The organism is bacterium, from assembly GCA_023145965.1.
Taxonomy (GTDB): domain Bacteria; phylum UBP14; class UBA6098; order UBA6098; family UBA6098; genus UBA6098.
Window position 1 is genome coordinate 13,065 of the sequence record JAGLDC010000040.1, and the last position, 15,867, is coordinate 28,931.

3 protein-coding genes are annotated in these 15,867 nt (G+C 48.6%); all 3 read left to right on the forward strand.

The annotated features are described in order from the left end of the window. Positions 1 to 123 precede the first annotated feature (123 nt). The 3 genes from KAH81_04520 to KAH81_04530 all read left to right on the forward strand — a co-directional run bounded on the left by KAH81_04520 (position 124) and on the right by KAH81_04530 (position 15,797). On the forward strand, positions 124 to 7,974 hold the full coding sequence (locus KAH81_04520) for a T9SS type A sorting domain-containing protein (GenBank protein MCK5832919.1): 7,851 nt from the start codon (positions 124 to 126) through the stop codon (positions 7,972 to 7,974). A 68-nt stretch (positions 7,975 to 8,042) separates the two neighbouring features. Then, a complete protein-coding gene (locus tag KAH81_04525) occupies positions 8,043 to 8,678 on the forward strand; it encodes a T9SS type A sorting domain-containing protein (GenBank protein MCK5832920.1) in 636 nt (211 codons plus the stop codon). A gap of 87 nt (positions 8,679 to 8,765) precedes the next feature. Then, positions 8,766 to 15,797: a T9SS type A sorting domain-containing protein gene (locus tag KAH81_04530; GenBank protein ID MCK5832921.1), complete on the forward strand. Its 7,032-nt coding sequence runs from the start codon at positions 8,766 to 8,768 to the stop codon at positions 15,795 to 15,797. Positions 15,798 to 15,867: the final 70 nt, after the last annotated feature.

Consider the following 15,867-nt stretch of genomic DNA (forward strand, 5'->3'; position numbering starts at 1 on the left):
TTCGTGTAATGTGATAAACAGAAGCGCTAAGTTCCTTCAAAGTAATAGGATAATTGCGCTAAACTTTGTTAAATAGAAAGTGTTCTTAAAAAAACGCATTCCTACAAAGGGAGAGGAGTTGAAATGAAAAAGGTCGGATTTGTCGTTATAGCGGCCATTTTAGCCGTTTCTGCTATGGCTGGAGTCCATATGGATAAAGCTGTGAGCGCGATGACTTATGTAACCGATCCAGCTAATGGGTTATATAATCCCGTCGAGGGATTACCGTGGGTTAATGGTGTTAATTCACCTACTGCGGCAGCACCAGCGCTGGACAATCAGTCGCCATCGTATCTCGGAGCCTATTTCTATTCGACTGCCGCATTAATCGCAGGTATGCATGCAACCGGTGTTAACACCGACTGTGCAGACAATGCGATTGAGAGGGTGTTCATCTGGAATTACAACAGCACTGGACATCCCGTTGCAGGCGTCGAACCATGGTGGAACGAAAATACCGGTATGCTGGGTTTCGTCCCGGATAGCATGATCATGTGTGATGCCCTTATTCCATGGCGTCTCGATCCGGCAATGGCTATGCCGGGTAGTGTTCATGAAATTTATCTCGAGAAAGTGCTTTGGAGTATGTATTTTCTCACTATCAGCGGGGAAATAGAGTACACACCGTATATCGCGAAAACCCTTCGCAGCATTCGGAATAATCCCACTTTCTTCAATGGCGGGACTGGCGCGATTAAATACGATAATACGGATAACCTCTATCTTACAGCCCTTTGGGGGCTTGTTCTAGAAAGCTACACGAGGTCATGGGAGCTTTATCCCGTCCGTGAACGCGCGATCCGACCCCCGGTTCTCGATTATGACTGGACCTATGAGTCTGAAGCAGCATGGCTTTATGTTCAAGCGATGATGAGCTATTATTTCGGTGTGACTCTACCGGGGTGGTGGAGCGATTTTCATTGTCCTCCCAGCGCTACTATGGCGCCTATGGATGCCGCACGCGGACTCGAAAGGTGGGAGTATCTTCCGATTATGATGTTCGCCGCTATTTCCGGAAACACAACGGTTGCTGAAGACCTATGGGATGACAATTTAGACGACGTAACGCCTCAGCAGTGGAGACAGGATGTCCGTGATTATTTCTGGACAGGACCACTCTTCGATGGAACGCGTTGTGTTTATGATCCTCTTGGAAGATGGCCCGGGATTACAAGCCATTACGATATTGCAAATGTCGAGATGTATATGGCCACCGAAGATGCCAAGTATGCTGAGAGAATAATCGAGGTCGAAACCGATTATTGGGATCCTAATCAGTGGAGTGGTGATTACTACGTTCATAGTGGACCCATGTATAATCCCACAGTGATTTGGAATGGTCTTCATGCTTGGGCTTTAGCTCATGTGCCTTCGGTTGAAATTACCGGAATAACGAGTAATCTACCGAGTCTTGGCATTTTGCCTTATGACTACAATGCCAACACCGGTCAGGATCATGTCGTTACCGTTCGCGTTACTAATACCGGTCTCGTGCCCGTTGACGACCTTGTTCTCGAATTCGACGAGGTCTATTTCTCCGGCACACGTTCGGATATGGTAGCGGCTCCGAGGATTCCAGTTGGCGCTTATGTCGATGTGACTTACGATGTCGGTGGTCCTGGCATGGCCGGCGATCACTCGATAGATTGTGATTTTACAGTCGCCAGCGCCGCACATGTCGATTACACTGTTATTGATGACGATCTTTTTATAAATGTTCAAGATCCAGCTCAAGTGGATGTTGTTTTCTGTGGCGGAAGCCCGGAAAGCGCGCCTCTCAATCCGTTTATCACTATCGGCCAGGAATTCGAGTTCGAGGTCGAGATTTGGAATAACGGCGGCGCTACGATTCGCGAGGTCGAGATCGATCTTACGCAATCCAGTCCATACGGCCTTATCTTAGATTTCCCCGATGGAACGCATTTCTCCGGGTTGGTCGAAATCGCCGGTGGAACTTTTGGAAGCGTTCTTTTCCGCGCTATCGCTCCATTGGGAGTCGGCGGGATTATTGGCGACGACATCCATGTCGACGTCGATCTGGTTCGCGCGGTGGACGAGAACACGCGCACCGATATCGTTTTCGGGATTCTTACCGACGACGAGGAGGATTTCGATATTCAATATCCTCCGTTGCTCACGGTTACCAATATAAATTCCGCGCCGTTCTGGCTTAACGCAACCAATACCGTCGATGTTACGGTTGCGATAAGCAATGCGGCCGGCGATTATGCTACCGCAGATTCTATCGACGTTTATAATCAAATGGTCGAATTTGTGGCTTCGGTAGTCGGTGGCGTTGGCGGTGCCGATCTTCCGAGCGCGGCACCGGCGAATATTCCTGCGGGAAATGCCGCCAATGTGGTATTCACAGTCGATAACGATGGCGTTACCGAAAATGCTATCGTTGATATAGAGTATACCGGAAATTACCACGATGGTAATGACGGTGGAAACGCCGAACCAATGGCCAGCCCGCTCACCGGTACCGATGCAGCCGGAATGGGAATCGATATTCTCGCTCCGACGGTGAATCCGGTCGCTCCGGTCGCAGGCGCCACATGGCCTGGCGACAATGTCGTCCAGATCGACGCGAATGATAATCTAAGCGGCGTCAATAGCGTGACGATTTATCTTCGCGACGAGGTCGGCGGACTGTATTGGAACTTCGCAACTGGAGTTTGGCAAGCTGGTTTCACTAGAAGAACTTTCACTTACAATGCTGTTTCCGGTTATTGGGAGAGAACTTTAGCCAACCATCCTTCGGGCGAATACATTATGTATATCGACTGCGATGATAATGCCGGCAACGATATGCCGACCGATTATGTCCCGATTGGCGATGTCGCATATATACACATCGTAGAGATCTGGACTGATCTTTGGAGAGGAAGTATTGCAGCTCCGTTGCCCCATGGTTCAACTTGGGATTATGAGTGCGATTGGAACTGGGCCTATCGCTGCAGTGTGATGGTCTATAATCCGAATGCCTTTATCGTCGAGGATGTTGTTGTCGATCTATACAGCATTTCGCCTTATACGCAGGCGGGCATTGCCGATTTGACCGGCCCGATCGACATTCCGGCTCTTGAGTATATTTGGTATGTGTTCGATGTAATCGCGCCGGATTATAATTTCATCGATTCGCTTTATGCGCATACATCCGATGGAACATACGACAGCGGCAAACCTGTTGCTGAACAGATCACAGACAATGACCTTCTTATAAAAGTCGAACAACCGGCTAATTTCGCTATTGTCTCCACATGGGTGGAACCGAGCGAAATTAACAACTGGCTTGGCGATTTGGCTGACGATGTCGAGGATACTGCTCTCGTGACACTCAGACAGCAATTCCACTATTATGTTACCGTCCGCAATGACGGCAAAGATCAGATCGACAGCGTTCGCGTATCTCCATTCCAGGCTCCGGCTATGGGTAGCATAATTATTAGGATTTCGCCGACCGCTTGGATATACAACTTCGAAGCCGGTGAAGAGCAGACCTTCGAATTCCAGGTAACCGCCTCGGCGGGTGACCCCGGTGATTGTCCTGTTCAATGGGATCAGGATTTAGGTCTCAGCCTCATTGGCGCATCTTTTACTGCTCACAACCATGAGCCCGGCTATGTTATCGGTCTCTCATCGGTAATCGACGACCGCGCGCCGATAGGGATTCAACAGCATCCGGTTCTCGTGACCGATGATTGGGCTATCGAAGGAACATCCATTCCGGCCGAGACCACATGGATTAATATGACCAATACAGTGGCGTTTGATCTTTGGACGATCAATCCGCTGGCGATGTGCTGTGGGACACCGTATAACGATCGTGCCGCAGTCGATAGGATTCTCAGCGATCCGATTCATTATCCAGCTCTTCTTGAGTTCTGGGATTTCTCCGATCCCGATCCTTGGGATCATGTTCAGACCGACGAACATATCGATGGGCTTATGGCTCATACGGTCACGGAAGATATGATCTGGCCTGGCGAGATGACACAACTTACCTGGGGTCTTTCGTGGGATGGCACTTATGGTGGCACCTCCGAGGGTGTCTGGTGGGTCATCGATCGCGTTTTCTATGGTGATAATAACAATCAACTTATTTTCTACGGGATGAATAGCCCGCATGTTGATACCTTCTCGAGAGTTATGGGTATCGATGTTTCGAGGCCGGAATGTGAGATTATCTGGCCGATAGATTCCGTCTATCAAAACTTCCCGGAGACTCTTCTCGTTCTCGCTAATGACAATCTATCCGGCCTAGTTCCGGAAAGCGTAAAGGTTCAGTTTGAGGATCCGACCGGCGCTATCTATAACGGGACGGTTTGGGGAACAGGAAGCTGTTGGTTTACTGCTCATTACGATATTACCTATGGTGCGGATACCTTCTGGTATGACACACCGACACCGACACAGGAAGGTTGCTGGACTTACAGTGCCTACTCTTATGATATTGCCGGTAACCAGTCTTTAATCGACCAAGTCGATTTCATCTGGGACGCTACCGAGCCGACCTGCGATATCATCTATCCCGCTCCCGGATATTATAGCTACACAGCGACAAATATTTGGGATCAACTCATCGAGATTTGGGCGTTAGACGACACCACTGCCGGCGCGGCCTGCGTGTCTCATGTCAAGAGCGTCTATGTCGCTATCTTCGATATTATCGATAGCGTCTGGTGGGACGGTTCCGGTTGGTTAGCTTCCGGGACGGCCTACTGGTTGCCTTGCGATCCCACAGGGGATCCTGAGGTTTGGGATTATGACGGCTATACCGATATGAGCACTGTTATTCTGGAAGTATATTCCTACTGCAGAGACAGCGCTGGCAACTTCGGTCCGCCTTGCGATACACTTCATGATGTTGTTGTTGATGAGGACAAACCGAACAGCGTAGTTACTAATCGCTTTGGAGTCGAATTACCCAATATGTGGTTCGTCGATTTAGCGGATTGGAACACGGATATGCAGGATAATTTCTGGGGCGACGCCGAGGATTATCTCACGCGCGTGGATTCTGTTCGTTATTCCGTCTGGGATAGTTTGAACAACAGCTATTGGAACGGTGCGGGTTGGGATGGTTCTTCCGGAGAGATCTGGAATACTCCCAATCAATATAATTGGGATGGTGGCGGTTGGTTTACCCCTGATTCTCCACCTCATGCTCCCGATATTGACTTAGGTATAGGTAAAGAGCTTGAGTGGCGCACTTATTTCGCGAATCCGGGATTCGGCTACTACAAGGTTCGCAGCAAGTCTTATGATGATCTCGGTCACATAGAACCTGGATTCGATGCGCAGAACGAAAAGATTCTTATCTTTGATGACTGCGCGCCGGTTATCCATCCGAGATATCCCGATGCTGGAGCTGTGTATTTCATATGGGATTGGGTAGATAGCTTTGTCGTCTATGCCTATGACAGCTGCGGCTGGAACATGGGCGGCGGAATGGGCGCACCTGTCGATGAGGTTAGATTCTGGATTATCAATCCCGATGGTAAATATTGGGGCTGGGTGCCGATTTTAGGCTGGCGTTGGTGCGATTTCGAATTGTCAATACCTGGTGTTCAGGTTAACGACAGCCTATGGAAACCGTTTAATATCCCATTGATCTCCCAGGAGGGAACTTACACGATGTTCGTTCGCGCGAGGGACTTCAATGGCAATACCGTTCTGAATGCATGGAGCTGGACGATTACGGTTTCCGGTGAGTTCATCACTATAGAAACTATTCCGAACGATCCGGGCCGCGACTGGTATTTCGTCGATGAAGACTTCACACTTCGCGTAATTGCATGGGCGCATCCAGGCGTTCCAGATGTTAGTTTCGCGCACGAGTTCTTCTTCGGTGATAACATGCCGCTACCCGAGAACTTCTCTATCGATACACCCGGCCCGTATTTTGCGTTCCGTGGAACTCTCGATGTTGTTGGTTCTTGTGATGTTCCTGTTCTCGGGCTAGAGGCCTTTGTCGATGCACCTTCGAGTTTCTTGCCAAGGGCTTCGACATCCCCGATAGATATAATACAACTCGTTGACGATGATCTTGGTGGGTTCGTTATGGATAATTCGGCTGCGAATGGTTACTGGGACGACCAAGGTAACTGGATGTGGTTGCATCACAATCGCACTACGCAGGACCCGGATTATTCCGGCCCCGACCCGATCGACACAATGTCCGTTAAAATTGTCGGTTATCAATATTGCCGCGACACCGATGTTTCCGCAGCTCCTGGCGATACTAACTGGCAACCGCTGGTTATTGTCGGCAACGCGAGCGATGGCGATAGCGTGAAACTCGAATTCGGAAATGCTAACACATTCATCGTTTATGATTACAGCATGATTGTCGAGGTTCAGGTTCAGGGAATCGGTGTTCATATCTTTACAGATAGAATACCTCTAGGTAACGGTGTTCCAATCGATAATATCCCTCCGCAAACGGTAGGCGATGTTACTATAGGTGCTGTTGGAGGCGCAATTCGTCTCGATTGGCCCGAAGCTAGACTCGGTTCCGACCTTGGCGCGACTCCAGAAATCAACCCCGAAATCAATATCGTTTATGATGTTTATCGCTTCACCGATCCGTTAACCGATCTCGATGCGAGAGCGGCAACCCCGACCTTCGTCGGTGTTACCGATACTTTCCTCGTCGATGCAGCGGGTGCGGGCGATGTAACGACGCCTTACTACTATTCGGTTAAGGCTCGCGATACTCATGGCGAGATTGTTGAGCAAATGAGCCCGGATTACACCGCTTATGTTGGTGAGGTCGATTATATTATCGATGCTGGTTGGAATCCGATCGCGTATCCATTGCCGGTTGCGGGTCTTGTTGCTCCAGCCGACTATGTCGCGCGCCTCGGTGCACCATTGGGCGATATTTACGCCTATGCTAATCCTCCGGCGCTCTGGGAAGAAATTCTTGTCGGTCCGTTCGGTCGTGATCTAGTTGATGACGGTTCCGAAGATCTCCTTGCTTATTCAGCTTGGACCGGAACGGCAACTTGGACAGGTAACCTACCTGCCGACCTTTACATCGATTATAACCTCGCCATCGGTTACAATGGTATCATGATCCCGCTTATCCGCGACGATCTTATCATGGCTAGCGATCTTTATTACGAGCTTGAAGGCCTCGGCCTCTCGCCTGTTACTATTGCTCGCATGGTCCCAAGCGATGGCTGGAATGATATTGTTGTCCATGAAGGCGCTATCTATTTCGATTTCCCAATCTATCCGGGTCAAGCTTATTTGGCATGGGTCAATGTTGCGGGAACCTGGCCGGAGTATCCAGCTCATCCTCGTCCGGCAAAATCTGCTAGAACAGTTATGCCTACTCGCACAAGCGATGCTATTCCGACTCCGAAGTGTGGTGCGATACCGATTGTCGGCGAAGACAAAGCCGATATTGAAAGAATAAGCGCCCGCGCTATATGGGGCGAGCAGGAACAGACCTGTTCCACTGATGGCAACCTCGTTAAAATCGAGTTTAGCAAGTTCGAGGGAATCGCCACTGGCGCGGAAGTTAGTGTTGAGGTTGTGGGAGACGACGGCATTTACTACGGTGAGACAGTTATCACAGTTGGTGAGGATCCGATTACGGTTGCGTCAACCTTGACATTGGCCAAGGTTGCGCCGTCTTTGCCGGAACAGTTCGCTCTTCATGGAAATGTTCCTAACCCGTTCAATCCGGCAACATCCATCGCTTTCGACCTTCCCGAGGAAACTCAGGTGGATCTATCGGTTTACAACATCACCGGCCAGATGGTGCGGAAAGTCGTATCCGAAAAACTCCCCGCCGGCTACCATCATGTAGTTTGGGACGGTAGAGTTGATAATGGCAGAATAGCTCCTGCGGGTGTGTATTTCTATACTCTTCGCGCTGGGGATTTCTCCGCACAGCGTCGTATGATGCTTGTTAAGTAAATAAATTATCTTAGCGGGGGTGCTTTTTTGCGCCCCCGCTTAACCCAATCCGCTAAGGGGGAGGGATCATGCGTTTTACAGTAGCAATTTTAATTATTCTTTTTGCATTCAGCGCGTTTGGGCAGGGTGAACCGCATTCGCTTTATGGTTTTTTGCAGAATTCGGATTCTTCGATACCGACGACGGATTGCATTAGTTTTTGCGGTTATTATGGTGTTCAGAGCTTCTGTTTTCCCGAGGACTCAGGTATAGGTAGCGTTCGCTATCTAGAGAGTTCGGGTGCTTGGCTCATACATACAGAAATATTCGATCCAGCTCCCGTTCATGGCGAGGAGATTACACTTTTCTTCTGGAATGAATGTGCTGAAGAGGGAGCCAATGTGCCCGTGACATTGGACCTGTCCTATCCTTCTCAAAATCTTGGATCGGTTACACTCGGTTTAATGGGTATTGGTGAGATAAGCAAACCGGAAGTTGTTGGAATTCGAGCATATCCCAATCCATTCAACGCTGCTTGCACAATTACCGGCGCTAATGAAGTCGGAATATATGATATTTCTGGTAAAATTGTTCGCTATATCTCCGGCGAAGGGACTCTTGTTTGGAATGGAAGAAGCGATTTAGGGGACGATATGCCCTCAGGTGTTTATTTTATCAAAGATCGTTCTTGTGAGTCCATAACCAGAATTTTATTATTGAGGTAATTTTTTGATATTTACTTGTTTAGTAAATTTGGAGGCAATCTTTAATTTAAATCGCCTAAAATAGGCATATTAGTAAAGGAGGGAACGATGAGAAAACTTCTCGTTGTTCTAGGTTTATTCATTATTGTGGGTGTTGCGTTGGGTCAACCTGTGACTCCGCATACCGTTTTCGGTTATTTCGAACGTTTCGAGGGCGACCCTGTTCCCGAAGCGTGTCTTCATGTTCAATTCGATTTCAATGGGCATCATTTCGATGAAACCTCCACGGAGTTCATTTACAATGAGAGCACCGGTTTATTTTTCCTTAGAATAAATGATGGTCTTTTCGATGTCGGCGACATGATTACTGTCAGTGTTGGCGATTCATGTCTCTGGGAGGACCAGACCTACATCGATCTATTCGATCCGGGGCCGGAGACGATTATCGAAACGATAGTTCTTTCTCCGATTTCGGGGCTCAGGCCTGAACTTCTTGCCGGTTATATGAATCCATTGACAGGCTATGTTACTACCGATTTTGAATTCGGTGTAACCTATGCCTCTAATCCGTGGAATCGTGCGGCGAACATTATGCAGATTTGGATCGATGGAACACTCTTCTGGAACATGGATAGGGTTAGCTCTGGACCGCCCTCATGGGCAACGGGTGAGGACTATATTTATGTTGTCGATGGGCACGATATTGGTAAGGGCGATCATACATATCATTTCTATGCTGAGGATATTTGGGGATTGCCTGTTTGGACTGATCCCGTAGATTTCATCATTATGAATACTGCGCCGGAACCGCCTGAGATCACTCTTGGTCCAGAAAATCCGTTTGTGGATGAAGACCTATTCATTACTATAGATGATCCTTCTTTCGATGAAGATGGCGATGAGATCAACTATTACTACGAGTGGTTCAAGGATGGCGTTCTTATGGACGACCTGTCCGGTTTCATGGAAGATGAACTCGATGCTGACAATACTAGAATAGGCGAGAACTGGGAGGTTCAAGTCTATGGTTATGATGGTTACGAGTTTAGTTTCTTTGTTTCGGATGATGTTACAATTATTGCTCCAACCTTGACGGATGGCGCTGTCGCGCCGACCACCGGCGACAGATCTACAGTATTTAACTATAGTGTAACCTATACAAATATTCGTGATATCGCGGCATTCGAGGTTAATCTTATAATCGATGGCGGCGAAGCTGTGGCGATGGAGATGGCGCGTAGTTGGGATGATGGTATCGAATATACCTATGAAACAACGCTTGCTCTTGGTGAGCATACATTTAGGTTCGAGGGCATGGATATTCTTGGCCACGCCTGTATAGGCGATATTCTCGAACACGATGGCCCGATGGTTGGCAACAATCCTCCTACTATAGTAAGTGCATACATTGTTGAGGACCCCTCTCCAGCGACAGTTGTTTCGACTCTTACCGCTGTTGCCACTGGTTGGGACGATGCAGATGGTGACCCGGAAGGTTACATTTATAACTGGTTCGTCAACGACTTTGAAATCGGCGTTGCTACGGCGACACTTGCCGCGCCGTATTTTGTCAGAGGCGATATGGTTTATTGCACTGTAACGCCTTGGGATGGTATCGACGAAGGAACGTCGATAAATACCGACCCGGTTGAAATAGCTAACTCAATCCCTGGTGCGCCGGCTCTCGATTACACACCGGTTCCAGTATATGATAATGATGATATTGAAATATATGTTGTAGAACCGACTCTCGATGCTGATGATGATGATCTTGATTATCATTTTGAATGGACCATCGATGCCGCTGTCGTCGGAGATGATTCCCCGATTCTTGTTGGCGATTTCACGGCTCCGGGCGATTTGGTTCATGTCGATGTTTGGGCGAATGACGGCTTTGCCGATAGCCCAATCTCGAGCCTCGATATTCCTATCGATTGGCCTTTGCTCTCCGATGGTGCGGTCGTGCCGCTTACTGGCACCCCTGTTGAAACATTCAGGTATGAAGTAACATATACTTCTGTGCGCGATATTGCCCCCGGGATGATCAACGCAATTATCGATGGCGAGGAACTGGGCATGGCTCAGTTCGACCCTGCAGATGCCGATTACACCGACGGTGTTGTTTTCTTCTACGAAACGACGCTTCCGTTCGGCGATCACACTTACGCATTCTCCGGCTGGGATACCGAGGATAATCAGGCCTTCGGCGAAGAAACTGTTCGCCCCGGCCCGGTTCAGGAGAACGAGGTTCCTGTTATTACTATCATAGAGATCGCGCCTTATCCGACAGCTATTGAGACCGATATTATCGAGGTTACAGTTACAACCGAGGATGAAGACGGCGATCCTGTTACGCTTACGTATCAATGGTTCAACGAACTCGGTGCTATCGATGGCGCAACGAGTAACATACTTTACAGCGACGATTTTGCTAAAGGCGATGTAGTTTGGTGCAATGTCCTGCCATTCGATGGTTGGGAATACGGTTTGGAAGTGGTAAGCGACGAGGTTACCATTATTAATACACCTCCTGCAATTACATCGGCGAGGATCACCTCAGACCCGGCCGATTGGTTCAATAGACTTGCTGTGTTGGTTGCAAATGTTGAAGCTGGCGATGTCGATGGTGATATGCTCACATTCGAGTATGTTTGGTTTGTGAACGATGTAGAGGTTGCTTGGACGGATTCTAGGCTTGCTAGCGATTATTTCAATCGTGGCGACGAGGTTTATTTTGAGGTTACAGTCACTGATGACAGCGATGAATTTGCGACCATGGTCTCCGAACCGGTTACAATACTCAATGCTCCGCCGGTGTTTGATCTCGTGGATCTTACCCCGGATGATCCTAATACAACAAACGACCTCGATCTCGATGTTGTCGTTACCGATGCGGATGATGATGAGCTCGATATAACATACTCCTGGTATTTGAATGATTTGCTTATCGATTGGGTTGAGGATTTCGTTCCACGCCATATGACCGAAAAGGGCCAGAGCTGGGAAGTTTTGGTAACGGCTTACGATGGCATGGGTGGCGAGACCGAGGCTGCCGATGAAGTAATAATTGGCAATTTCATTCCTGAAATTCACGCAATCGTCGAGACCATCGTGGTCTGGAACATTCCTTATTACAACAGAATACCTGCATTCGACGCTGATGTTATTGACAGGCTCGAATGGAGTATAATCGAGGGTCCGGAAGGCCTCGAGATCGATCCTTTCACCGGCGATATCTGGTGGACGGAGTTTGATTCGATGGAGTCTCTGGGTGTCTATCCGGTGATTATCGAGGTTACTGATGGTGATGATGTTTCTGAAATTGGATTCAATTTCCATCTTTACCCGATGAGTGACGAGCTGTTCGCGCCTCGAAATCTGGAGGCCCTCAGCGGTTACATGCTTTCGATACCTTCGAGCTGGGATGCCCCGAACCTGTTTGGCACTTCCCCGATTCTTCCGATTACCTTTAATAATTACGATGTCGAGCGTTCGACCGATATGGATACCTGGATGTCTGTTGGATCCCCCGCGGGAACCGGTTATGTAGATGCTTCAGTTATGGCTGGAACCATGTATTATTATCGCGTTCGCGCGATTTACGAGGAAGACGTCAGCTCGTGGTCGAATATCGATTTTGCGACTGCCGGCACGGTAAACTCTGACATGCTATACTCGACCTATACTTATAACGCTCCGCCGGTTATCGACGGCGAGATTTCAAGCGATGAGTGGACCGATGCAACTCAGTTAGCAATCGGCGGCCAGAAATTCTATGTCAAGAACACTGAGAATATGTTATATCTGGCGTTTATCGATGGCGAGGACGATATGCTCGACACCGACGACGCGTTCTATGTTCAAATTGAAGATAATCACAATCTCCGTTGGCCGGCATTAGAGGGCAGTGATGAAGGCGAATACCGCGTTACCGCGCTCGATGATGGCCTTTCTGAGGCAACCTATCAGGGTATCTGGGGAACATACCCCGGCTCGATAGGAAGAGATCTTCGCGGAGTTAGCGAGGCTGTTTTCGGTGCTGTTGGTGGTGGTGAAGGCAGTGCAGTTATATATGAACTTGCAATCGAACTTGGAGACGAGTTTGACGCGCAGATTAACAGCGCGATGGGTAACTTAATCGGCTTCCGTTTTGCTATTTACGATGCCGGTAGCTACACCTGGTCCTACGTCTGGACTACCGGTAGTGTCAATACAAATCCGGAAACCTACGGTAATCTTATGCTCGGTATTGGCGAAGGCGGCCCGGCATTCGATGTTTGGCCGAGAAGGTTCGAGGTTACGGTTCTTCAAGGTGAATCAGCCGATAGGCCCATTTGGATATCGAATCAGGGCAATGGTGCTATCGATTACGAAATCTTCGAGACCTATCTTCCGATTTGGGGCCGCGAAGTTAGTCGCGATGCGATGCACCCGGTGCTTCTTTATACAGATGAACAAACAATTGGGATGGATGCCCTCGATTTCCTCGGCTATGGATATCATGTTGTTCATACCTCTGCGGATTTCGTAAGCCAGCTCGATGCTGACAATTATCTCGCAACGGTTATCACAGTTCAGGAGGGCTTGAGTCCGGCGGTTCTAGGGGTCTTACAGACCTTTATCGCCGATGGCGGTAAGGCCGTGCTTTCGTGCCCAGACCTCGATGGTCTTTCAGACCATTCAATTTGGCCAGCTATTGGTGTTGAGGTCTTCGCTGACCTCGGAGCTATTCCGAGCGCTCTTACATGGGATCTTCCGGGACACCCAATATTCAATACTCCGCTTGAGGTTCCGCTTTCGGTGGAGACAGTAACGGGTGATTTTGCCGACTATGGTGATGGCCTATTGATGACGACGGGCGTATCTGCAGCGAGCTTCGACGAGCTTCCTTATCCCGGTAATTCTGCTATCACACTTGCAGGTGACGAGGCAATGTTCATTAATAGCTTCGTTATCAGCGACGAAATGGATAGCGACGCAGACGGCTGGACAGATGGAATGGAACTCCTTACAAACGAAATTTATTATGTAATTGGCCTCGAAGATATCCCTTGGCTCTCGGTCGCGCCCAATGAAGGCACGCTTTCGAGTCACGAAACCGACGATGGTATGGTTACTTTCGATGCTACCGAATTGGACGAGGGTGACTATAACGGTTGGTTGGTTGCAACCTCGACCGATACACGCAATCCGGTCATCCCGGTTCAGTGCATCCTTCATGTCCGTGAACCCGATTATAATCTTGCAACATTTAGTTTCCCGCCGGACCTTCGTATGGTTATACCGGGAGAGGTTATAAATATGCCGATACGGGTTCGCGGTTTGCATCTCGCACGCGTTACGGAAGTAACGATGACTATTCGCACCAACGATTTCGTTATTTCGCCTATGGATGTGATGAGTGAAGATTACGATGTCATGGTTACAGATTATAATATGGATCATATCACTTTCACCATCTCCGATGACTGGATGATGGACGATGGTCTTCTCTGTAATGTTCAGTTCCAGGTGAAGCCCCTTGTTCCGGCTGGTGCAACGAGTAATCTTCAAATAGCCTCGGCCGTTATTAATGACGGCGCATTTATCGATGATATCGAAACAGTCGATGGCCGTGTTATGGTTGCTGCGGGCGAGAACGATTGGCGCGTTATGCTCGATTTCACGCATGGCGACTTCGAGGATAACCTCTATATTGGAGTTAATCCGCTTGCAACGGACATGTTCGACGATGGACTCGATATGATTAGCGACGAGATTGGCGCTTGGTTCGATCCGTTCAGCGATATTCATGAATTCGATCCGGCCAACTCGCAATTGGATGGCGATATTCGTAACTCGACAGATGATCTCATAACCTGGGTGATTCCGGTTGGTGATTCCGCTGGCAAACTCGAGTGGTCATTCCGGGATACTGACACTTTGGCCGTTATGGGAAGCCTATTCCTTAACGGTATAATCGACATGAAAACTACCTCGGTTTATTTCTACGATAGCGGCGAGACCATATATATTTCATACAGACTCGCAGGGGATTCGCCGTTCGATGTTCACCTGTATCCGGGTTGGAACATGGTTTCTTTGCCGATTACTATTCCAGTGATGGAACCGACGGTTGAGAATATTTACCCCGCTGTGGCTTATGCTTATTATTATGATCCATTAACCGCAATGTGGGTCGAGACCGATATTATCGAACCGGGCGTAGGATATATCGTTCTTTCAACAACTGAACAGCATTATACGCTTTGGGGCCGTCCGGTCGATGGTTTCACAGCGAATATAATTAATGGTTGGAATCTTATTGGTTCTGTTTATAGCAATGCCGATTTTTCGTCGCCAAACACAACACCTGCAGGTGCTGTAATGGCGTTCCCGCAACATGCCACACATTGGGATGTTATGCTTGGGAATTATCAATACACTGATATGCTCGAAAGTGGCAAGGGATTCTTTATTGCCGCGAGTATGGATGCTGTTCTCGAAGTTCCTGGAACTGCTGGTAGTAAGGCAATCGTGCCCGAGAAGGATTTCTCGATTGGGCTTAGAGTTATCTCGGATAAAACCGAAACCTCCCTTTTAATAGGTGAAGCGAGTGATAACTGGTTTGTTCCAATACCGCCTGCAGTCAATGGAACTCATCCCAGCGCTTGTCTTTCTATTGATGGTTGGAATGCCTCCGAGGTGTATTTAACCAAATCTGGTTCGTGCTATCTCACGGTAAACGGTCCTGCTACAATAGTTGTAGAGGGAACGAATACTGAATTAGGTATCGAAGTAGAAGGCACGATAGTTCCGCTCGATGGAACTATCGAGCTACCTTGCGCTGGCGCGTATAAGGTTGTGTTCGGTAATCTTCCCAGGGTGTTCGCCCTATATGGGAATGTGCCAAATCCATTCAACCCGACTACAGCCATCGCCTTCGATTTACCTGAGGCTTGCGATGTCCACCTCGAGGTTTTCGACATGCTCGGACGCCATGTTAGGACATTGGAAAACAACAAACTCGATGCCGGTAGGTATTCTGTGGTCTGGGATGGCCGAGATGCCAAGGGGCGTGAAGCTTCGTCCGGTATATATTTGTATCGTATAGATGCGGGGAATTATAAAGCCTCGCGCCGTATGCTGCTACTTAAGTAAGCACATATACATAGCCCCGTCTTAAACGGCGGGGCTATGGTTTTTTGAAGTTCTTGACTGGGGTCGAAAT

Excerpts from the sequence above, each read along its gene's own strand:
- KAH81_04525 (MCK5832920.1), top strand. The coding sequence starts at position 8,043 with ATGCGTTTTACAGTAGCAATTTTAATTATTCTTTTTGCATTCAGCGCG.
- KAH81_04520 (MCK5832919.1), top strand. The coding sequence starts at position 124 with ATGAAAAAGGTCGGATTTGTCGTTATAGCGGCCATTTTAGCCGTTTCT.
- KAH81_04530 (MCK5832921.1), top strand. The coding sequence starts at position 8,766 with ATGAGAAAACTTCTCGTTGTTCTAGGTTTATTCATTATTGTGGGTGTT.